Annotated in this window: 10 protein-coding genes; 8 read left to right on the forward strand and 2 right to left on the reverse strand. The window is 72.5% G+C overall.

What is annotated here, in order from left to right:
- Positions 1-6 precede the first annotated feature (6 nt).
- On the reverse strand, positions 7-4,950 hold the full coding sequence (locus ACFYNO_RS39450; protein ID WP_388023131.1) for a beta strand repeat-containing protein: 4,944 nt from the start codon (positions 4,948-4,950) through the stop codon (positions 7-9).
- Positions 4,951-5,176: 226 nt separating this feature from the next.
- Here ACFYNO_RS39450 and ACFYNO_RS39455 point away from each other — a divergent pair, with 226 nt between their 5' ends.
- Positions 5,177-8,029, forward strand: coding sequence for a BTAD domain-containing putative transcriptional regulator (locus ACFYNO_RS39455; protein WP_388023134.1), 2,853 nt, complete (start codon positions 5,177-5,179; stop codon positions 8,027-8,029).
- A gap of 67 nt (positions 8,030-8,096) precedes the next feature.
- Here the strand turns inward: ACFYNO_RS39455 and ACFYNO_RS39460 are convergent, their stop codons facing one another.
- Positions 8,097-14,648, reverse strand: a complete 6,552-nt coding sequence (locus ACFYNO_RS39460; RefSeq protein ID WP_388023137.1) for an RHS repeat-associated core domain-containing protein — start codon at positions 14,646-14,648, stop codon at positions 8,097-8,099.
- A gap of 366 nt (positions 14,649-15,014) precedes the next feature.
- On the opposite strand from ACFYNO_RS39460, the gene ACFYNO_RS39465 reads away from it, so the two are divergent.
- The 7 genes from ACFYNO_RS39465 (at position 15,015) to ACFYNO_RS39495 (ending at position 21,702) form a co-directional block, all read left to right on the forward strand.
- Positions 15,015-17,174, forward strand: a complete 2,160-nt coding sequence (locus ACFYNO_RS39465; RefSeq protein WP_388023139.1) for an FG-GAP-like repeat-containing protein — start codon at positions 15,015-15,017, stop codon at positions 17,172-17,174.
- 704 nt (positions 17,175-17,878) lie between these two features.
- Positions 17,879-18,319: an RrF2 family transcriptional regulator gene (locus ACFYNO_RS39470; RefSeq protein ID WP_388023142.1), complete on the forward strand. Its 441-nt coding sequence runs from the start codon at positions 17,879-17,881 to the stop codon at positions 18,317-18,319.
- 77 nt (positions 18,320-18,396) lie between these two features.
- Positions 18,397-18,576: a DsbA family protein gene (locus tag ACFYNO_RS39475; RefSeq protein WP_388023144.1), complete on the forward strand. Its 180-nt coding sequence runs from the start codon at positions 18,397-18,399 to the stop codon at positions 18,574-18,576.
- Between the two features lie 9 nt (positions 18,577-18,585).
- The gene (locus ACFYNO_RS39480) at positions 18,586-19,308 is read left to right on the forward strand and encodes a hypothetical protein (RefSeq protein ID WP_388023146.1); all 723 of its coding nucleotides are present in this window, start codon (positions 18,586-18,588) and stop codon (positions 19,306-19,308) included.
- A gap of 569 nt (positions 19,309-19,877) precedes the next feature.
- Positions 19,878-20,033, forward strand: a complete 156-nt coding sequence (locus tag ACFYNO_RS39485) for a hypothetical protein (protein WP_388023149.1) — start codon at positions 19,878-19,880, stop codon at positions 20,031-20,033.
- Positions 20,030-20,584, forward strand: a complete 555-nt coding sequence (locus ACFYNO_RS39490) for a flavin reductase family protein (RefSeq protein ID WP_388023151.1) — start codon at positions 20,030-20,032, stop codon at positions 20,582-20,584. The genes ACFYNO_RS39485 and ACFYNO_RS39490 overlap by 4 nt, the downstream gene beginning before the upstream one ends.
- 8 nt (positions 20,585-20,592) lie before the next feature.
- Complete coding sequence (locus ACFYNO_RS39495; protein WP_388023153.1) at positions 20,593-21,702, forward strand: LLM class flavin-dependent oxidoreductase; 1,110 nt, start codon at positions 20,593-20,595, stop codon at positions 21,700-21,702.
- Positions 21,703-21,958 lie beyond the last annotated feature (256 nt).

Below are 21,958 nucleotides of genomic sequence, written 5' to 3' on the forward strand. Positions count from 1 at the left end.
TCACCTTCAGTAGTTGGCGAAGTAGCCGTTGACGTCGACGACGAGTTGGGTGCTGCCCCAGCTGTTGGTGACGTTGTAGGAGTTGTTCGTGGCTTGGATGAGATCGAGGTCGGCCACGTCGACACCGGTCTGGTAGTTGACGGTGGCGGTGCCCAGCGGGCTCTGGTATCCGCCCGGGGAGACCGCGAGGAATCCGTTCGCGGCTTCCTGGGTGGCCGTCAGGTTGGCGACGAGCGTGGGGTTGACCGCGCTCACGACGCTCCCGGGGTAGGTGTTGGTCACACTGCCGGTGAGTGTGCCGCCGGTCTGCCGGGTGTCGAGGACGCGGGTGGAGTCCAGCGGGTGGTACAGCTGGCCCGGAGTGTTGAGGTAGCCGCTCTGGTTGGTGGTGTAGAAGCCGACCACGTCCGCGATGACGTCGACCGGTCCGCCGTTGCCGTTGCCGATGGTGAAGTTGCCGTTGCCGTCCACCGCGGCGATCACGAAGGCCGAGGCCGGCGTGCCCGGGTGGTAGCTGACGTTGCTGGTCAACGGCCTGCTGGTGCCGGTGGGGTAGGCGTTGAGGTAGGCGCTGCCGGTCTGGTCGGCCGCGGTGAGGTTGAGGGCGACGGCGGTGACTCCGGAGGCCGGGATCAGCCCGACCAGGGCCCCGGAGGTGCCGACCGTGAGGGTGCCGCCGGAGGCGAGCTGGCTCTGGGCCGCGCCGGTGCCGTTGCGGGTGTCGACGAGGCGGCTCGGCAGCACCGGGACGTACCAGCCGGCGTTGGCCGCGGCCGGGTCGGTGGTGTAGTAGCCGGTGACGTCGACGATGATCTGCGCGGTGGCGTTGCCGCCGTAGTTGTAGATGTCGACCTTGCCGTTGCTGCCCACGGGCACGATCGCGCCGTTGGTCACGACGGTGCCGCCCGGGTAGTTGACGTTGCTGGTGAACGGCAGCGGGGTGCCGTCGGGGAAGGCGGTCAGGAATCCGGGGCCGGTGGCGCCGGCCGACGTGATCGACAGGGCGACGCCGGTGACGCCTGCGGTCGGGATCCCGGCGGCGCCGGTGACCGACAGGACGGCGGTGCCGGTGCTGGTGATGGGACCGCCGGTGCCGCCGGTGCCGCCGCGGGTGTCCATCAGCCGGGTCGGTGTGACGGGCACGTACCTGGCGCCGGGCGTCTGGGGCTGGGCCGGCGGCGCGACCTGGTTCCAGGTGTGCACATCGGCGACCTGGCCCGAGTAGTAGGCGGCGTGCACGCCGTTGGTGAGGTAGTCGCCGATGTGGAAGGCGCCGGCGAAACCGGTGACCGGGGTGTGGCTCGCGGTCCTGGTCTGCACGCCGTTGACGTAGAGCGTCATGATGCCGGTGGACGCCTGGTAGCTGGCGGTCAGCCGGGTCCACACGCCGAGCTGGACCTTGCCGCCGCGGGCGCAGTCGTAACCGGCGCCGTTGGTGTCGGACTTGGCCATGCAGAAGGACCAGAAGCCGGTGCCGCTGTCCGGGTACAGGGTGAAGCCCGAGGTACGGGTGCCGTCCTGGGAGAGCACGATCCCGTCCATGGCGTTCGGCTTGACCCGCGCCGAGACGGTGAAGTCGTCGGTACCGGAGAAGGCGACAGCCGGGCCCGATGCGTCGAGGCTGCCGGTTCCGGCGGTGCGCGTGGTCCCGTCGGAGGCGGTGTTCAGCAGCACGTCGGGGCTGAAGACGTCGCCCCGGTGCCAGACCGCGCCGCTGGTGCCGGTCAGGGAGATCGACCCGACGGCGTCCGCGGTGCTGGTCACGGTCGTGCCCGGGGTGGCGGAGCCGATGTCCTGGAAGGCCCAGGCGTGCTTGGAGGTGTCCAGCGTGGTGACCGCGGTGTTGACCGTCGGGTTGTCGGCCAGCGCGGTGGGCAGGTAGGCGGTGGTGCTGCCGGTGGACGGGTCGGTGGCCCACAGGCCGGGAACACCCTTTCCGGCGATGTCGGCGGCGCGCAGCTGCAGGGTCTTGCCGGTGTTCCAGCCGGTGGCGACGGTGTACTGCTGAGCAGCGCCGGTCAGGGTGCTGCCGTTGCTGTTCGTGCTCAGGGCGAGCCCGGTCCACAGGTCGAGTGCGCCGGTGCCGGGGTTCCACAGGTACATGGCCGTGCCGGAGGAGAGCTGCACGGTGGCGATCGTCCAGTTGTTCCAGTCCTGGGTGCCGTCCGGGCTGTTCATCGCGGTCAACCGGACACAGCGATAGCGGCAGTTGAGCGTCATGGTGTAGTTGTTCGGGCCGGCCGAGGAGACCAGGTACAGCTGGTTGTTGATGGTGGCGAGCAGGTCGGGGGCCCCGGGTTTCGCGTTGCCGCTGCTGTTGCCGGCCGCGGCGAGCCTGAGGGCCTTGTTGTTCTGCGAGTCCTCGAAGGTTCCGGCCGGGATCGTCAGCGGCGCCTGGGTGGTGGCGAGGCTGACCGCGGACCCCTGGTGGAGCGGTCCGCTGCTGCCGTCGTTGCAGGCGATGCCACCGCCGCCCGCCCGCGAACCGGTGGGGAAGTAGGCGAGCACGTCCTGGGCGCCGTAGCCGCAGAAGTCGCCGGTGACGGCCTGGGCGCCGTTCCAGTCACCGGGGTTGGTGGTGCCGGGGTTGATGCCGAGGCCGTTGGTGCCGATGTCGGTGGCCTCCCGGGTGACGGTGCCGTCCGCGTGGCCGGTGGCGAGCCAGAGGCCGGGAGGGAACGCCGTCCCGGCGGAGTTGCCGGGGACGACCAGGTCCGGGGTGCCGTCGAGGGAGAGGTCGCCGTCCTTGGCCGGTGTGGTCATCTTGGCGCCGTCGAACCAGTCGGGCGTCGCGGGGCCCGGGTTGCCGCCCGCGGAAAGGGCGCTGACGGTCAGCGTGTTGACGAGGTACTGGACCGGCACCGAGATGGCCGTGGCACCGGTCGCGGCCACGGTGACCGGCGGGGACTGGTTGACCTGGAAGAGGTAGCCGGAGACGCTGCTTCCGTTGGGCGGAGTGACGATGAACGAGCAGGTGGTGCCGATCTGCTGGACGGCGTCGGTGGTGTCGCCGAAGTCCGCGCAGGTCTGGGTGCCGCTCGGCGGTGCGGGGTTCGGCTTGATGGTGGGGGCGCCGGGCCGGGACGGGTCCCAGGTGAAGGTGCACGTGCTCGACACGGGCGACTGGAGCGTCCCGTCCGAGGCCTGCACCTGCCAGCTGAAGGAGGTGGCGCTGCCGTTCGACTGGTTCTTGAAGAACGACTCCGGCACGGGCAGCACCGCGGCCTGGCCCGAAGCCCCGGTGTAGGTGTTGGAGTTGATCTGGTTCGCGGGGGTCAGCAGGTTGGTCTTGGCCCCGTCGGCGGTCTTGTAGAGCTTGAAGGTGGTGGTCAGCTGGCTGTTGGTGGGCGTGGACACCGGGGCGTAGAGCGAGACCGAGGTGTCGCCGAGCACGGTCGACGAGCAGTTGGTGGCCGGCGAGGTGAAGAGGCCGCCCGGGGCGTTCGGGTACAGGTCGTAGACGACGGTCAGGTTGGCGGTGGTGGCGTCGAACTCCTTGAACGCGTAGTGGTCGAGGCCGTCGTCGGCGCGCATCGCGAAGGTCTGCGTCCCCTTGCCGGCCGCGACGTCGTTCGCGACGGTGGTCGTCACCTCGAACGGTGAGATGGCGCCGGAGGGGTCGGGGGTGCCGCTGGACGGCAGCTGGCCGACCGGACCGCCGAGGTTGCCGGCCCAGCTGTTCCAGGTGGCGTTCGTGGAGTCGAGGGTGGCGGACGGGGCGAAGAGGTTGACGGCCTGGTCGTGGCCCGCGGTCGGGCCGGCCCAGGTGTGCGTCTCGGTGATCCCGAAGTAGGCCTTGGAGATGTTCGCGCCCCGGAGGGTGTTCAGGTCGATCGGGAAGTCGAAGAGGCTCATCGCCTCCCCCTCGGAGCCCCCGCTGTTGCCGACCTGGGTGGTGGTGCTGTCCGGGTCGACCGAGTTGTTCCAGTAGGAGCTGTTCGGGTAGCCCGCGCCGGGGCTGGAGTAGCCCGTGTTGCCGTAGTTGGGCGTGTACGCCGGGTCCACGAAGAGCGGGAAGACGCTGTCGGGCGAGGTGAGCAGATCGGTGGGCGGGGCGAGGGAGACCCTCCCCGGCCCGGCCTCGGCCTTGAGCTTCGCGATGTGCGCGCCGCGAGCCGGAGCGTCGACGGTGGAGGGCGGTGCCGGGGCGCCTACGGCATCCGCCGCTGCCGCGGACTTCGGCGCGCCGGTCGTCGCCGGCGTGCCGGCCGAGTCCCAGGCACGGGGCGCCGGCGCGGTGTACAGCGGCTGCCCCCCGGCGTCGGACACGGCGAGGTTGCCGGCGGCGTCGGAACCGATCCGCACACCGGGCGTCGTGCTGGTCTTCGCGTCGAGCAGGCCCGCGAGCCGCGGGTCCCGGGCCGCTGCCGGCGTGCGGACGGTGAAGACGTCGCTGACCGTGCCGGCGGCCTGCACCGTCACGGTCAGGTCCACGCCGGGAAGCACGTCGGCGTAGACGGCCTTCGGCCCGGAGAGCACCGGGTGGGGCAGCGTCACCGGCAGGGTGAGTGAGAAGCCCTGCCCGGCGTTGTGGAAGGAGGCGAGCGGACCGTCGCCGCCACCGGAGAGGATCACGCTGGTCAGCGCGGTGGTCGGCGACAGCGTGCCGTCCGGGTTGGTCTTGAGCGTGGCGTCCAGGTCCGTCCAGGCACCCTTCCGGAACATCCGGGTCGGCACGGCGGACTGGGTGAGCGTCAGGGTGCCGTCCGGGTTCACCACGGTCTGCGAGGTCTCGGTGGTGAGCGTGGTGGCCGGCACCGGGTGGCCCGTCGCCCGCGCCTGCGCGGCGGCCTGCTGCGGGGAGACCAGCCCGGTGGCGGTGGCCGGCGGTGCGGCCGCGGCCTTCGTGGCGGTGCCTGGCGCGGCCGCGGCGGGCTGCGTGCCGGTCAGTGTCGCCGACGCGAGCACGGAGGCCAGCACCACCGCCAGGCCCAGGCCTGATGAGCGCAAACTTCTTCTTGTCCTCATTGCCCCTCTTCGGTGCGGGAACCGAGTCGTGACCCCGGTTCCGTGGGGGCTGCCAACTCGTCGTTCCGCAGAGGCTTTCCGGGCGCTCTAACGGCGGTCTAACGACGGGCCCACCCGCTGACCTGGGGCTCCGGCGGCCGCGGCGTTAGGCTGGTCATGATCACGCCGCCCGCGCGGGCGGCGGACGGTCGCAAAGGGGGGATCCACCATGTACTTCGGCCTGCTCGGCCCACTCGCCGTCTGGGTCGACCGCGCGCAACGGCCCGTCAACGGTCACAAGTTGCGCACCCTGCTGGCGGTACTCCTGCTGGAGGCCAACCAGCCGGTCCCGGCAGACCGCCTCAAGGACGCGCTCTGGTCGGACCACCCACCGGCTACGGCCGCCGCCTCGATCCACAACATGGTGGCCAAGCTGCGCGGGCTGCTCGACGACGGGAGTGCGGACCGCCTGCGGTCCACCTCGCTGGGCTACCTGCTGGAGGTCGGCCCGGAGGAGCTGGACACCCGGCTGTTCGAGCGGAGCATCCAGCAGGCCCGGGAGGCGCTGCTGCGCGGAGACTGGGAGTCGGTCCGGCAGGAGTCGGCCGGGGCGCTGGCGCGGTGGCGCGGCGAGCCGCTGGCCGAGCTGCCGGACCTGCCGCAGGCACACGCGCCGCGTCTGCGGTGGCAGGAGGCGCGGCTGCAGGCCCTGGAGTGGCGGATCACGGCCGAACTGCGACTCGGCCGGGTCGACGGGCTGGTGCCCGAGCTGACGGGTCTGACGGCGGAGCACCCCCTGCACGAGGGCTTCCACGCCCAGCTGATGCTGACACTGCACGGGCTCGGCCAGCGGGCCGAGGCCCTGACGGTCCATCAGCGACTGCGCCGTGCACTGGCGCAGGAGCTCGGCATCGAACCGGGGACGGAGGTCAAGGAGGTCCACCAGCGGATCCTGCGGGCCGACCCGGCCGGCGCGCACCCCACCGCCGCGGCGCCGCCCGCCCCGGTCGGCAAGCGCCTCCCGGCCGGTGCGGGCGACACCGCCGCCTTCCCGGTCGGCGCCCCGGCCCAGCTGCCCGCCGACCTCGCAGACTTCACCGGCCGGCAGGCCGAGCTGCGGACGCTCACCGCGGCGCTGCAGCCGGGCGCGGCCGACGGGATCCCGCGGCTCGTGGTGGTCTCCGGCATGGGCGGCATCGGCAAGACGGCCCTGGCCGTCCACGCCGCACAGCAGTTGCGGACCCGGTACCCGGACGGCCAGCTCTACCTGGACCTGCGCGGCTTCGGCGCCGGCGGGACCCGCGAGGCGGGTGAGCTGCTGGCCGCGATGCTCACCGCGCTCGAGCCCGGCGGCCTCGCCCTGCCGATCCCCGACCGCACCGAGGACCGCGCCGCCCTGCTGCGCACCACCCTCGCCGGCCGCCGGGTCCTGCTGGTGCTCGACAACGCCCGGGACGCCGACCAGGTGCTGCCGCTGCTGCCCGGCAACGGCCGCTGCGCGGCGGTCGTCACCAGCCGCACCGCCCTGACCGACCTGCCCGGGGCCGTCCAGCTGCCGCTGGAACCGCTCGACGTGGAGGAACAACGCGCCTTCCTGGCCGCCGTCTGCGGGCACGAGCGCGTGCGGCAGGACCCGGACGGCGCGCTGCGCCTGCTTGCCGCGTGCGCCGGCCTGCCGCTCGCGCTGCGGATCGCCGGGGCCCGGCTCGCGGCCCGGCCCGCCTGGTCGCTGAGCACACTGGCCGAGCGCCTGGACGACGGACGGGGCCGGCTGCGCGGCCTGTCGGCCGGACGCCTGGCCGTCCACGCGACCTTCGAGACCAGCTACCTCGCGATCCGCGACGGCGGCCGGGCGACCGAGCGGGAGGCGGCCCGGGCCTTCCGGCTGCTGGGGCTGTGGCCCGGCCGGTTGCTCGGCGTCGGGGCCGCCGCCGCCCTGCTGGACCGGCCGGTCGCCCGCACCGGCGACTTGCTCGAACAGCTGACGGACAGTCATCTGCTGCAGAGTCCCGAGCCGTTGCACTACCGCTTCCACGACCTGATCGGTGAGTACGCGGCCGAGCGTGCCGAGGACGAGGAGGAGCCCGAAGAGCGCGAGGCCGCCCGACTGCGGCTGATGGTCTGGTACGCGGCTGCCATGGAGGCGGCCTCCGACGCCATGACGCTGGGGGTTCAGGACCCGCCGCGCCTGGACGAGGTGCCCGCCGTCGCGCCGCCGGTCTTCCGCGACGCGGAGTACGCGTTGCGCTGGTGCGTGCAGGAGCTGCCCAACATCAAGGAGGCGATCCGCCTGGCCGCCGGCAGCGCCCGCCCGGACCTCAGCTGGCGGCTGGCCGGCTGGCTCCAGGGCTACTCGCGCAGCTACTGGTGGACCCGCGAGCTGGACGACTGCCTGACGCTCGCCCTGCGGACGGCCGAGCAGCACGGCGACCTGGTGGGCCAGGCCTGGATGCTGCGCCGGATCGGCACCACGCACGGCATGGCCGACCGCACCGAACAGGCCGCCGAGGCCCTGCGGGCCTCGCTGCACCTCTTCGAGCAGTTGGGAGACCTGCGGAGCCGGGCGGCCGTCACGGCCAACCTCTCGCTCAACCAGGCGGACCCCCGGCAGGCGCTGGCCCTCGCCGAAGAGGCACTGGGACTGCACCGCCTGACGGGTGATCAGAGCGGCGAGGCTCCGTACCAGGACGCCCTCGCCAGGGCCCTGCGGCTCACCGGGGACCTCGCGGCCTCCGAGCGGCACTACCAGCGCGCGCTCGTCCTGTGGCGCGCTCAGGGCAGCACCCGCACCGTGGCCGGCGCCCTGGCCTGCCTGGGTTCCACCCTGCGCAAGCTGGGCCGGCGCGAGGACGCCTTCGCCGCGCTGGAGCAGTCCCTCGGCATCTGGGAGCGCCTTGGTGATTTCACCGGCAGCGCGGACTGCCTGGTACTGACCGGGCAGACGCACCTGCAGTTCGGGGAGTGGGCGGAGGCGAAGGACTGCTTCGAGCGTGCGGTCGAGCTGGGGCGGGCGTACGGGATGCGGGACTTGGTGGCGGAGGCGCTGCGGGGGCTGGAGGAGCTGCGGGTGGCGATGGGGTGAGGGGCCGAGGGCCCGGGCCCGGCCGGTGGGTTCCGGCCGGGCCCGGGCCCTCGGTGGGATGCGCGGGTCAGCCGCGACCGATGTAGGCGGCGTACTCGCGGGTCCAGAAGGCGTAGTTCAGATTCGCAGCCTGCTGCGCCCAGGTGTGCTTGGCTTCGCCGACGCCGACCATCGCCCAACTCGGGCCGTTGGTGCCGGTGGTCGTCCCGTCCTGGGAGAGGACGAGCTTGCCGTCGTGCGCGGAGACCGAGAACGTGATCACGGAACCCTTCGCATCGAAGTACTGATCACCGCCCTGCACGATGAAGCTGAAAGACGTCTTGCTGTTGACCCTGACCGTCACTGCGCCTGGTCCGTTCAGCAAGCGGGCGGCCCCGTAGAACTGGGTGTCGGACGGGTGGAGGAGGCAGGAGGTGCCGTCCCTGAAAGCGGAGCAGCCGGTGATCGGGAACGGGAAGATCCTCCCCGGGTGTGCCATGAAGTAGCCCATCACCTGTTCCGGCGTCCCCTGGCTCGTGCCGCCGATCACCTCGCTCAAGTGGTAGTCGTACGTCATGACGCGCTCCTGAAACAGCTTGAGCTCAGGAAGGTTTCGCACGGCCTGGACCAACGCCGAATCGCTGGCAGCCTTCATGGGCTCCCGCTCCGGCAGGTAGCCACCGGTCGCCTCGTAACGCAGGTAGGCCGGGTCGTCGATGCCCATGAAGAGGCCGTGGCAGATGCTGTCGCAGGTCCTGCCCCGGTCCCCGCGCTGTGGCCGGTCCTCGTCCGACGGGGTCCCGTGGGTCCCGCCGAGCGGGCCGGGGTTCTGGCCGTAGCCGCCGCACTCGTCGCGCGGGCAGAGGCCGGTCGGGTCGGCCTTGGTGACCGGGTTGGCGCCTGCGTAGGTGTAGCCGTTGAGCTGCTGGGGGTCTCCTTCCAGGACGGGGTCGAGGCTGATGAAGCGTCCGAGGCCGGTGTCGTACTGGCGGGCGCCGACCGCGGTGAGCGCGTCGTTCGCGTCCTGCGGCTTGCCGAGGAAGCCGTCGGGGTCGAGCCAGGAGCTGCCCGGGGTGGCGCCGCGCGGGGCGCCGTAGGGTGTGGACTGCCGCCAGGAGGGGTTGGCCGCGTTGCCGTCCAGGCTGACGGCGCCGGTGCCGTGCTGGTCGGTGAGTTCGAAGCCGTAGCCGTTGTTCGTCTGGACCACCCGGCCGCCGCCGGGCAGGTCGTAGCTGCGGACGGTGGAGAGCGTGCTGGTGCCGGTGAGGGTGACCTCCAGGTCGGGCAGGAAGAGGGTGGTGCTGCCGGGGTCGGTGCGCTCGATCACGTTGCCGTCGGCGTCGTAGGCGTAGGTGGTGGTACCGGCGCTCTGCAGCTTCTCCTGGTCGTTCCAGGTGAGTTGCTGCTGGCCGGCGGCGGTGTTGCGGGTGGTGGTGGCGCCGAGGCCGTTGTAGCAGTAGGTGTTGGTGGCGGTGCTGCCTCCGGTGGTGGTGGCGCTGGTCAGGGTGTGGGCGCCGGTGCTGGTTGCCGGGCAGCCGGCGGCGCTGCCGCCGTAGGTGTAGGCGGTCGTGGTGTCGGTGCCCGCGCTCGGCGAGTGCTGGGTCTGGGTCTTGGGCTGGCCGAGGGCGTCGTAGGTCCAGCTGGTCCAGTAGGCGCTGCCGGTGATGCCGTCGCCGACCGTGCCGGTGACGTTCGCCGCGGTGGGCTGGGTCGCGCAGCTCTTGGCGGTGCTCGCGGTGGTCCAGGCCTGGCTGAGCCGGTCGAGCGGGTCGTAGCCGAAGCACTGGGTCTCGGTGCTGCCGCCGGTCCGCACGTCGGTCTGCGCGGTGGTGTTGCCGGACGCGTCGTAGACGTAGCCGGTGTCGTCCAGCGGGGAGTTGGCGACGGCCGTGTTGACCACGTTCCGGTCGGTCAGCCGGCCGGTGTGCGGGTCGTAGCTGTTGGTGACGCTGGCCTGGTTGCTGACGGAGCCGATGACCGTCTGGGCGACCTGGCCGAGGGCGGTGTAGGAGGTGCCCTGCGTGTAGCCCTGGTCCCCGGCGAAGGTGGCGGGTTCGTCGAGGCCGTTGTAGGCGGCGTATCCGGTGACCACCAGCTCCGGGTTCATGGTGCCGGCCCCCGGGACGAGGGTGGCGTTGGGCAGGCCGACGGTGTCGGTGTAGCCGTGCACGTAGCTGTACGTGCCGGCCAGGGCGTTCGTACCGGGCACGGTGTAGGTCTCGCCGGTCGACTCGCCGAAGACGTTGAAGCCCTGGACCTGCTCCGTGAACGTGCCCGCGGGGGTGTAGGAGGCCTGGGCGGTGAGGCGGCCGAGAGGATTGGTCATGCCGGGGACGCCGTTGTCGCTGTTGTCGTAGGTCCAGGAGGCGATCTCGTTGCCACGGGCCTGGTTGGGGACGGTGGCGTCGTAGGAGGCGGTCTTCCGGTTCAGCGCGTCGTAGGTGTACGAGGTGGTGTGCCCGGCCGAGTCGGTGGACTGCAGCACGTTCCCGACGGCGTCGTAGAGCGTCGGCGACGCGGCGGGAGTCGATCCGGCGTCCGGGTCGGTCTTGCTGACCGGCCGGCCCAGGAAGTCGTAGCCGGTGCTCCAGGTGGCGCCGAGCGCGTCGGTGGTCCGGGACGGTCGGCCCTGGGCGTTGAAGGCGTACTTGGTGGCCTGGGTGCTGCCGCCGGTGACGCTCGCGGTGGTGAAGCCGCCCGCGGTCTGGGTGGTGACGGCCGGTGCGGTGCTGTACTGGTCGAGTTCGCTGGTGCGGCCGAGCGCGTCGGTCAGCGTCGCGCTGGCCGTGCCGCCGGTCGGGGGCACGGTGACCGTGCGGTCGCCGAGGTACTGGGTGTACCCGGTCGAGACCGGCTGGGAGTCGTCCAGGGTGGTGACCACGGTGGGCCGGCCCAGGCCGTCGAAGGAGGTCCGGGTCTGCCGGTCCGCCCGGTTGTCGGCCACTGTCACCAGGCCGGTACCCGGGTTGGCGCTGGTGTCCCAGTAGGCGGCGTTGCTCTTGTAGACCCAGCCGTGGGTGTCGTAGAAGGTGTCGCTGATGATGCGTCCGGCGGCGACGGTCACCGCCTGGGCCTGGGTCTGACGGACCCGCAGCAGCGAGTCGAGCAGGGTGGTGGAGATCGAGTAGCCGGACTCGTCGTTCATGACCTGGCTGGTCACGGCGACCGGGACGGAGCTGGTGGTGGGGAAGGTGTAGCTGTACAGCTGGTTGGCGGGCAGGTTGGTGGCCCGCGAGGCCTTCCACACCGCGATGGTGCGGCCGAGCCCGTCCGCGTGCACGGTGGTGACCACGGCGTTGACGTCGCTCGCCGTCAGGGCCAGCCCGCGCTCGGGGTCGAGGGTCGTGGAGGTGCTCTGGCCCAGCGCGTTGGTGCTGGTGAGGCCGGTGGTGGTCAGGTAGGGGGTGGTGGCGTAGGTGCTCACGGTCTTGTGGCCGGCGCCGTCGTAGGCGGTGGTCGGCCGACCCTGGGCGTCGAAGACGGTGGTGTTCCTGGTCTGGTAGGTGAACGCCCCGCCGGTGTACCCGTTGGCCGCCTGGCTGACCGAGAGGTCGCCCAGCGTCGGGGCGGCCTGCGGCCAGCTGGGGGCGGCCGGCTGCGGCCAGGTGCCCGCCATGGTGGGGTTGTCGTAGAAGGAGCGGGTGTCCGAGACCACGTCGGTCGCCCTGTTCAGGCTCGCCGGCGCGGTCAGGGCGTTGGTCTGTGCGGCGGTGGGCGCGCTGGCCCCGGCGGGCGAGCTGCCGCCGCACGGCTTGTCGTCGGTCTCGGTCTCCGCGACCAGGCCGACCAGGTTGAGGCCGGTGTTCGCGGGTGCGTAACCGGTCCGGGTGCAGGTCTCCTGCGAGGCGCCGGTTCCCGCGAGGCTCAGGTCGCCGTGGTCGTAGGAGTAGAGCGCGAGGCCGAAGGTGGGTGAGCCGGCGGAGGCGTCGTAGGAGGTGTCGGTCTCGGTGGTGCGCCAGCTGGTCGGCGAGGAACTGGTGACGGCCTGCCGGTTCCAGCTCTCCACCTGCCCCACGGCGTTGGCGGTCAGTGCGGGCAGATTGCCGCGCGCGCGGGTCGCGGTCGGCGCCGACACCCAGTAGGAGTTGACGGTGGAGTGGTCGACCGGCCCGCCGTCGTAGGTGTAGGCGGTGGACTCCAGGACGTTCCCGGTCAGCTGCGGGCTGTCGGTGTGGCTGCCGCCCTGCGAGTCGGTGAGGTTGACCGAACGGGTGCTGGTGGTGGAGAGCCAGTCCCCGTCCATGCCCCGGTAGTACCGCTTCTCGGAGAGGGTGACCGGGTCCGTGCCCTGACCGGTGCGGGTCTGCACGTCACCGTAGCCGCGCCACTGTCCGTACGTGCGGTACTTCGACTGCGCCGTCTCGTTGTCGCCGTAGTGCCAGGCGGCCGGGCCGAGGTACGTGTACGCGGTGAACAGGCCCGCCGAGCCGCCGGACGGGTCGGACTGGGAGACGGACTGGACGACGTACTTGTTGAACCAGTCCGTGTAGGGGTCGGGGCCGGTGTAGCCCTTGGGCATCCAGACCACCGGGAAGCAGGAGCTGGTGTTCGTGGACGGGACGAGCGACTGGATCCCGGCGGGCGTACAACCGCCGTCCGCCAACTCGTAGTTCACGCTGATCACACTGCCGGTCTCGGTGGTGATCGAGGTGATCCGGTAGCGGTTGAGCGGGCCGAGGCCGGCGCCCGTGCCGGTGGTGAAGTTGACCCGGTTCGCCATCATCTGCCCGCCGAAGCTCACCGGGGGCAGCGGGACGGCGGAACCGCCCGCCGTGGTGTCGGAGCCGGTGCGCTTGATCGAGTCGAGCCACAGGGTGGAGGTGTTGAACGTGCCGCTGGTCGGGATCCGCTGGGCCAGCGCCCAGGAGTCCACCGTGTTGTACGAGGAGCCGTTCCACTGCTCGGTCGCGATGCCGGCCAGCCGGGTGGTGGAGAAGAACGCGGGCCCGGTGCTGGTACAGGAGGAGGCGCAGATCAGATCGACCGGCACGTCGGGCCAGTTTGCCGCGTTGGCCGCGTTCGGCGGGTCGCAGGTGCCGGAGAAGCACCGCTCGCCCGGCGTGTAGACCACCTTGTCGGGCACGGTGCCGTAGGCGTTGCCGTCGGTGAACCCGTAGTCGATGTGGTCGAGGTGGCTGTCGCGGACGTAGGAGGCGTCGCTGGTGCCGTTGTTCTGGCCGTAGGAGTTGCGGTCCTGCTGGTAGTAGTAGGACATCGCGTTGCCGTGCAGGTCCTTGACGTAGTCGAGGTGCCAGCGGTACGCCATGGTGCAGGCCGAGGAGGCGAAGCCGGCGGCCGAGTAGCACGGGTCGCCGGGGTTCGCCGAGTACACCGGCTCGGTGTCCACCGAGTTGGTGGCGGCCCGGCCCGCGGACCAGCCGGGCAGCTGGTTGCGGCCGAACTGGTAGACGGTGCCCGAGCGGTCGGTGACCGTCCAGTAGTCGCCGTCGTGGGTGCCGGTGCCGTTGTTGCTGCCGGTGACGTGGGTGACCACGTCACCGTTGTCGGTCGCCGGCTTCCAGGTCTTCTTCAAGGCGTCCCAGACCAGGGAGGTGGTGGAGCCGTTCAAGGACATGGTCAGGACCGGTCCGTCGTAGCACATGTCGCCGGTCTGCTGGGCGGCCGGGAGCGTCACTCCCTCGGGCCCGGTGGAGCAGGCGACGAAGGACTGCTCGATGTAGGAGTCGGCGGTCGACCAGCCGTCACCGATCCACGAGGACTGGGCCTGGGTGGCGGCGGTCTGCCCGTCCACGGTGCCGGAGTCGTAGTCGAGGGAGACCTTCGGGGTCAGCGAGGAGACGGCCGGCGGAAGGGTGAGCGGGTAGGAGTAGGTGAACGAGCCGGAGGAGCCGCCCGTGGTCCACGAACCCGAGGGCTTGAGCGAGGTCGCCCCGTACTGGCCGCCCGAACCTCCCCCGTCGCCGGAGGAGGGCGAGGAGGACGCCGCGAGCACCATCGGCGTCGCCGTCGTCGACGGGGCGCTCGACGCGGTCCCGGCCGCTGCCGCACGGGGGGCGGGCGGCTGTTGGGCGGACGGCTGGGTCGTGGACGCCAGGTCCACCGTCGCGGAGAGCGTCTGGGCCGCCTGGTCGTTCGTCGTGGCCAGCGGCGTCTGCACACGGCAGGCCGCGAGTTGAGGGGTCGTCAGTACACAGGAGGGCAGCGTGACCAGGTGCAGGCGGGCGGCGTAGTCGCCGCCGTAGGCCTGGGCGAAGGCGGCGTAGTCGACGCCGAGGCGGGCCGGGAACTGCCCGGGGCCGGTCGGGGTGACCTGGGCGAGCACACCGCTGACGCCGGCGGCCTGGGCCGCGGCACGGTCCAGCACCTTGACGTCCAGTGAGCCGCCGTCAGGGTAGTGCCCGTTGGCGTCCGGCAGCGCCTGTCCCCAGACGGGGGTGCCGGCGAGCTGGCTCCGGGTCGGTGTCAGCGGCAGCGCACCCGCCTTGGCGCCTGGCCAACTGGTGGCAACTGCGGCGTAGTTGGCGGGTGGCTCCGGGCGGGCAATGGCCTTGGCCGGCACCGCGGTGACGGGAACCGGATGTCCCAGCTTCGGCGCCGGCTTCGCGGCCGGGCCCGAACGCGTGGGCGCGGCCTGCACCGAAGCGCCGAAGGAGACGCTCGCGACCAGGGCAGCGGCCATGACCACGGCGATGCGTCTCCACACGGGATGGTGCGTGGCTGTCGAGTGATTTCCTTGCACAGCTGTCCCTTTTTCTCATGACCGCACGGGCGGTCCTGCGGAAACCGGATTCGTCGTCGGCCCGTGGCAGCGGCGACTCCTCGGCAGGGCAGGATTTCCGGTGGACCTAATCGCGGCCTAATCGCGGGCCCACTCTTCTGCGATCTCGACTTTCCCAGGGATTAGCGGAGTTGGCTGCCCGGAGCGTTATCCGATGTTTCCTTGACGGTGCGCCGGACCCGGTGGTGTGATCGATCGAATCACCAGTTGGCCTGCGAACTTGATGTGAAGTCAACTGCGGCCCCAGCCCCTTTCTCTGGAGATCCGATGGATCATGTTCACCCGCGCGCGCCCAGGCGCGGCACCGGCCGCAGACGCCGGTCGGGCCTCGCGCTCCTCACCTCGGCGTTGTTGGCCTGTGCCGCGGGCCTCGTGGGCCCGACCGGTGCCACGGCCGCGCCCGTCACCGTCGGGGCGGCCAGCCCGTCGAGCGCCGCGGCTCCGCAGGACACGCTCTTCGACGACTTCCACTACACCGACCAGAACGACCCCGCCCTCGCCGCGCACGGCTGGACCATCCGCCAAGGCGGCGGCGGGCCCGCTCCGATGACCCCCAGCGGGCAGAGCCTGCCCGTCAGTTGGTCCAAGGACGCGGTGAGCTTCTCCTACGACACCCTCGCCGGCAGCCAGGTGATGCAGCTGCGCGCCACCAACAACGGCACCAGCGCCGTCCAGGCCCAGATCTCCACCACCCAGCGCAAGTTCTACTCCGGTACCTACGCCGCGCGGGTCTACTTCAACGACTATCCCACCAGCGACAACGCCGGCGGCCGACCGGTAGAGGCCTTCTACGCCATCGCCCCCGAGAATCCGCTGCGCCCCGACCTCTACAGCGAGCTCGACAACGAGTACCTGCCGAACGGCGGCTGGCCCGTCACCGACAGCAATTCGTCGCTCTGGAACACGGCCTGGTACCACGTCGAGGACGACAACCACAAGGTGGACAAGGCGAGTTTCGACAACGGCGCCGCCAGCCACCTCCAGGGCTGGCACACCCTGGAGATGACGGTCGCGAACAACGCGGTCGCCTTCTACCTGGACGGTACGAAGTACTTCACGCCGGCGTCGGCGTACTACCCGCGCGAGGCCATGACCATCGACTTCAACGAGTGGTTCAACGCCCTGGACCCGGGCCAGAACAGCGTCTGGGACGAGAAGGTGGGCTGGGTCTACTACACCGACTCCGGCGCCCTGAGCCCGACCGCGGTCGACAGCAACGTCGCCGCCCTCCGCACCGCCGGGACCCACTTCGTCGACACCGTCCCCAACCGGCCGCCCACGCACGACTACAACGGCGACGGCCTCGGTGACGTCTCACTGGTCTCCGACTACGGGCCGAGCGACCCCGCCAAGTGCCCACAGGGCGGCACCCGGCACACCACGATGTTCGACCTGGCCGGGCAGCCCGACCCGGCCGCGCCGCTCACCCCGACCCCCCAGTGGGACGGGCTCTGCGAGGCCGGAGCCCCGAAGCTCACCACCTCCGGCGACTTCAACGGCGACGGCCGGGCCGACGTCGCGGCGCTCTACGACTACGGCCCCACCGACCCGAGCTGCCCGCACAGCGACCACATGGCGATCCGGGAGTGGCTGGCCACCGGTACCGGCTCCCTCCAGAACCCCACCACCGTGTGGGACAGCCCCTGTTTCGGCGGCGGCACGACCCACCTGAACGCCGGCGACTTCAACGGCGACGGCAAGAGCGACCTCGCGCTGCTCTACGACTACGGCGGCGGCGACCTCAAGCTCCTCACCCTCACCGCCGACAGCAACGGTGATGGCGGTTTCGGCGGCCTGGTCACGCAGTGGGCGGGCAAGGCCTTGGGCACCACCGTGGGCAGCAGCACCAAGTTCATGACCACCGGCGACTTCAACGGTGACGGCCGCAGCGACCTCGCCCTCTTCACCGACTGCGGCGACACCTCCACCGCCGACTGCCCGGCCGACGCCCACCAGGCCGTCTTCACCTTCACCGCCGACCCGGCCGGCACCGGCACCCTGCGGCCCCCGGTCCGGTCGTGGCAGAGCCCCGGCTTCGGCAGCGGCACCAAGTTCGTCAGCGCAGGGGACTTCAACGGCGACGGAAAGAGCGACCTCGCCCTGCTCTACGACTACGGCGCCGGCCACGAGGCCGTGATCACCCTCACCGCCGACCAGAACGGCGGCTTCGGCGGCCTGGTGCCCCGCTGGGACGGCACCTCCCTGGGCGTCGCGCCCACCTTCATGACGACCGGCGACTACAACGACGACGGCAAGAGCGACCTCGCGCTCTTCGAGGACTACGGCAACACCGGTGCCACGTGCGCCAACGGCCACCGGTCCCTCTACACGCTCACCGCCGACCCCTACGGCACGGGTGGCCTGCAGGCCCCGGTCCAGGTGTGGAACCACACCTGCTGGGGACCGGGCACCACGTCGGTGAACTGACCCCGCGTCCACCCCGCACCAGGACGGTGCGGGGTGGACGTGCAGGTCAGCACCGCTTCGCCTCCGCGTCCGCTACGAGCGACGCACTGACCTCCACCGGAGCCTGCTCGAACTCGCCTGCAGCATCATCTGCCTCCGACGGCTGCGGAGGGCGCCACGAGCAGAGATTGAACACGTTCAGAAAATCTGCCAAGCCGGCTCCCGGCCGATCCGGCGCGTCCCGATGCGCGGCAGCTCGAGGGCGGTCGACTTCACCTGGGGGACGGGTATGGAGCGCGGGCACGGGTTCTCGACGGCCGCCGGCGGGGACACACCGCAGGCTGGCGCCGGGAGGCGCCGACGGACGGACCGGGCTGGCGGGCGAGGCCGACAGGTCGCGATGTCGCTGGGGTTTCTGCTCCTCGGGTGCACCGCGTGTGCGGGCGCCGGGGGCGAAACCAGGTGCCGTCCCCGCCGGCGGTGCCGCCGGGCCGCGCCGGGCGGCCGTCGGTCGGCTGCGAGTCGGTGCCGGTCTGGTCCGGACGGTCGGAGGCGGCGGGCTCGGTGGACATGGCGGCTCCCTCGCGGGGTTCGTGGCACGGTGGCGCGCAGATCGCGGCGCGGCGGCGCGGGGATCGCGACGCGGGCCTGCCGGGGACGCGAGGCGGCCGCCGGAAAGGATGTCAAGAGGTGTCCTTTAGGCCGGGGAGCGCATACTCGTAGGCATGCATATCTCCGCCAAGGCGGACTACGCCGCCCGCGCGCTGGTCGAACTGGCCTGCGACACGGCCCGTCCGCTCACCTGCGAGGCGATCGCCTCCGCCCAGGGCATCCCGTTCCGGTTCCTCAAATCGGTCGTCGGCGACCTGCGCCGGGCCGGCCTGGTGCGAAGTCAGCGCGGCTGCGAGGGCGGCTACTGGCTCGGGCGCCCGGCCGAGGAGATCTCGCTGCTGGACGTGGTCCGGGCCGTAGACGGCGAGGTGATCACCCTGCGCGGCGAACCCCTGGCCGGCCTGGACTACCCGGGCCCGGCGGACGGGCTGCCGGCGGTCTGGCGGGCGGTGCAGGACCGGACCACCGAGATCCTGGCCGACACCACGGTGGCCGGCCTGGTGCACGCGGCGGCCGCCGCGGGGCCGAGGGTGCCGGCCGCGGGGGCGGCGTGAGCGGGCCGGGCGATATCCCGGGCGGCCCCGGCATCCCCGGCATCCCCGGCCCCACGGCGGCCGGGGACTGGCTGTAGGTGGTCGAGTACACCGACCCGCTCTGCCCGTGGGCCTGGGGTTCGGAGCCCAAACTCTGCCTGCTGCAAAGGGCGTTGGCCTCCTCGCCGGCGGCGGTGCGGCACCGCCGGGTGTTCGGGGTGCTCTTCGACGAGGGCGGGGATCCGGCGCCCGATCCGGCCGCCGAGACCGCCTGGTAGGCCCGCTACGTGGCCGGCATCACGGAGCACACCGATGCCCCGCGGGCCGCCGAGCTGCGCTGGGTCGCGGCCAGCAGCTGGCCCGCCTCGCAGGCGGTGGCGGTGGCCGAGGAGCAGGGTGCGCAGGTCGCCGAACGGGTGCTGCGCCGACTGCGGGAGACCGTCTTCGTGCTCGGCGAGCCCGCCGACACACCGGAGCGGGTGGCGGCCGCGCTGCACGGGGTGCCCGGGCTCGACCGGGGCCGGCTGCTCGCCGACGCGGCCGGTCCGGCGGCGCGCGAGCGGGTGCGGCGGGACCGGGCGGAGGCCCGGTGCCCCGTTCCGGAGGTGATGGCCGTCACGGCACCGGGTCCGCACCCCGGGGCTGCGAAGGAGACCGGGGACGGTCACCGGTACGCGCTGCCCACCGTGCTCCTACATGGTCCGGCGGGGCGCCGGGCGGTGCCGGGCTGGCGCCCGCTGGCGGCCTACCTGGCCGCCGCGGCCGAGGTCTGCCCGGGCCTCGGACCGGTGTCCGTGGAATCCCTCACGGCGGGTCGACTCCTGTCGCTGTACCGGAGCCTGACTCGGGTCGACCTGGCCGCGGCAGGGCTGCCGGCGGAGCCGCCGCCAGCTGCCCTGCGAGTGCCCAGCGGGCACGGCGAGTTGTGGCTGCACCCTGCGGAGGCGCCCGGTTCGCTGCTCGCCGCGCGCGCCCCCGGCCGGCCGGGGCAGCCCCCGCAACTGCCCTGAGCAGCCAGGACCGCGCCCGGTCCGGCCGGGTCGGACCAGGGCCGGAGAAACAGACACCCAAAGGTATCCATTGACAGACCGGGTCCGCAGTGGCCAGGATGAGCGCATGCTCTCCACGCACCCCAACGTGGTGTGCCGCTACGTGGACCTTCGGCGCACCAGCAGCGACCTCTGTCGCTGAGCGCGCCCGACCGGCGGCCCGCCCACGGCCCCGCCGCCCGTTGACCACCAAGCCCTGACGGTCCGAGACCCGGGCGCGGTGGCGCGACGGCCCCGCCCCGCCGGTGTCCCGCCCTGTCCGGCCCGCCCGCTCAGGGCGTCCCGCCCCGCCGTGCAGGCCCGCCCGCTCCATGCGACCCGCCCCGTCCGCCCGTCCGGCGCCGGGTTCGCGCCCACCTCCCTGTTGCCTCCCGGGCCGCGCGCCGCCGCTACCGGTCCGTTCCAACTCCCCTGACTTCCCATGCGAGTTCCGCTGAAGCGTCGGCCTGCGCCGACGCCCGTGCCCGCCCGTGGACCGCCGCGTTCCCGGCGGCCGGCTCCGGTATGCCCGCGAAAGGTGACGTACCGCCATGACCACGACCGCTCCGCATGACGCCCCGACCCTCGCCAGACGCTCCTTCCTCGGTCTCGGCCTCGGTGCCGGTGCCGCCCTCGCGCTGGCCGCCTGCGGCTCGCCCGACACCGCCGCCAGCGGCGCCGCCGGCGCCGGCGGAGAAACCCGATGACCACCGTGGACGAGCGGCCGGCCGCGTCCCGCCCGCCGGCAGCGCACTCCGCCGCCGGAGCGGCGCAGCACGAGCCGCCGACCGCCGACCTGCTCCGCCGCACCCTGCGCCGGCACCCCGCTGGCGTCACCGTGATCACCGTGCCGGGACCGGCCGGCTTCACCGCGACCTCCTTCACCTCGGTCAGCCTGGAGCCCGCCCTGGTCTCCTTCTACCTCGCCACCGGCGCCTCCTCGGCTCCGGCCGTGCGCCGGGCCGACGCCTTCACCGTGCACCTGCTGCAGCGCGAGCAGGAGGACCTGGCCCGCCGGTTCGCGACCAGCGGGGTCGACCGGTTCGCGGGCACCGCCTGGCATACCGGCCCGCACGGCACCCCCCTGCTGGCCGGCGCCGCGGCCTGGCTGACGGCCCGTCCGGTGCTGCTCCAGGAGGTCGGCGACCACCTGCTGGTGGTCGGCGAGGTCCTGGCGGCGGGCGCGGGCGGCGGAGCGCCCCTGGTCCACCACGACGGCGGCTTCGGCGGGTTCGACCCGGCCGCCCCGACCCGATAGGACAGCAGATGGCCCTCACCCTGCACTGGTTCCTGCCCACCACCGGCGACAGCCGCCAGGTGGTGGGCGGGGGCCACGGCTCCACCCCCGGCACGGCCGGCGGCGACCGGCCCCCGAGCGTTGAGTACCTCGGTCAGATCGCCCGCACCGCGGAGCAGTTGGGCTTCGCCGGCGCACTGACGCCGACCGGGGCCTGGTGCGAGGACGCCTGGCTGACCACCGCGATGCTGACCCAGGTCACCGAGCGGCTGCGCTTCCTGGTCGCCTTCCGCCCCGGTCTGCTCAGCCCGACGCTGGCGGCCCAGATGGCGGCGAGCTACCAGAACCAGTCCCGCGGGCGCCTGCTGCTCAACGTGGTCACCGGCGGGGAGTCCGCCGAGCAGCGCGCCTTCGGCGACTTCCTCGACAAGGAGGGCCGCTACGCGCGCACCGACGAGTTCCTGGAGATCACCGGCCGGCTGTGGCGCGGCGAGGCGGTCGACCACCACGGCCCCCACCTGAGGGTCGAGGGTGCCCGTCTCAACCGGCTGCCCGACCCGGTGCCCGAGGTGTACTTCGGCGGCTCCTCGCCCGCCGCCGAGCAGGTCGCGGCCCGGCACGCCGATGTCTACCTGACCTGGGGCGAACCGCCGGACCAGGTCGCCGCGAAGATCGAGCGGATTCGGCGGCTGGCCGCCGAGCACGGCCGCAGCCCCCGCTTCGGGATCCGGCTGCCCACGATCACCCGCGACACCGCGGCCGAGGCCTGGACCGAGGCCGGGCGGCTGCTCGCCGGGATGGACCCCGAGCGCATCCGGACCACCCAACTGGCGCTGGCCCGGAGCGAGTCGGAGGGTCAGCGGCGGATGCGCGAGCTGCACGGCGGCCGCACCGACCGGCTGGAGGTGGCCCCCAACCTGTGGGCGGGGATCGGTCTGGTGCGCGGCGGGGCGGGCACCGCCCTGGTCGGCGACCACCGTCAGGTCGCCGACCGGATCGAGGAGTACCACCGGCTGGGCATCGACGAGTTCATCCTGTCCGGCGTCCCCCACCTGGAGGAGGCCTACCAGGTGGGGGAGGGGGTCCTGCCGCTGCTCGCCGCCCGCGGCCTCTGGCGGCACCCGGACGCGCACTCCTGATGTCCGTGCCCGGTGGTGATGAGCAGTAGGTTGGGCGGTGAGCTGGGGCAGCGCCTCCAAGGTCATCGCCGCCAGCGACGACGCGAACGGTGCCAACAGCTCCGCCCGACGTTGCCTGTCACCCGGGCCGCGGACCTGGCGAGCGTGCGCCGCTCAGCTGCCCTGAGAGGGTGTTCGATACCGATTTAGGCTGCCGCGAGGAGTTTCGGGCGGAGGTATTGCCCGATTCTGTCCGGGCTGGCGGTCAGTCGGGTGG

The organism is Kitasatospora sp. NPDC006697 (genome assembly GCF_042869935.1).
Lineage (GTDB): Bacteria > Actinomycetota > Actinomycetes > Streptomycetales > Streptomycetaceae > Kitasatospora.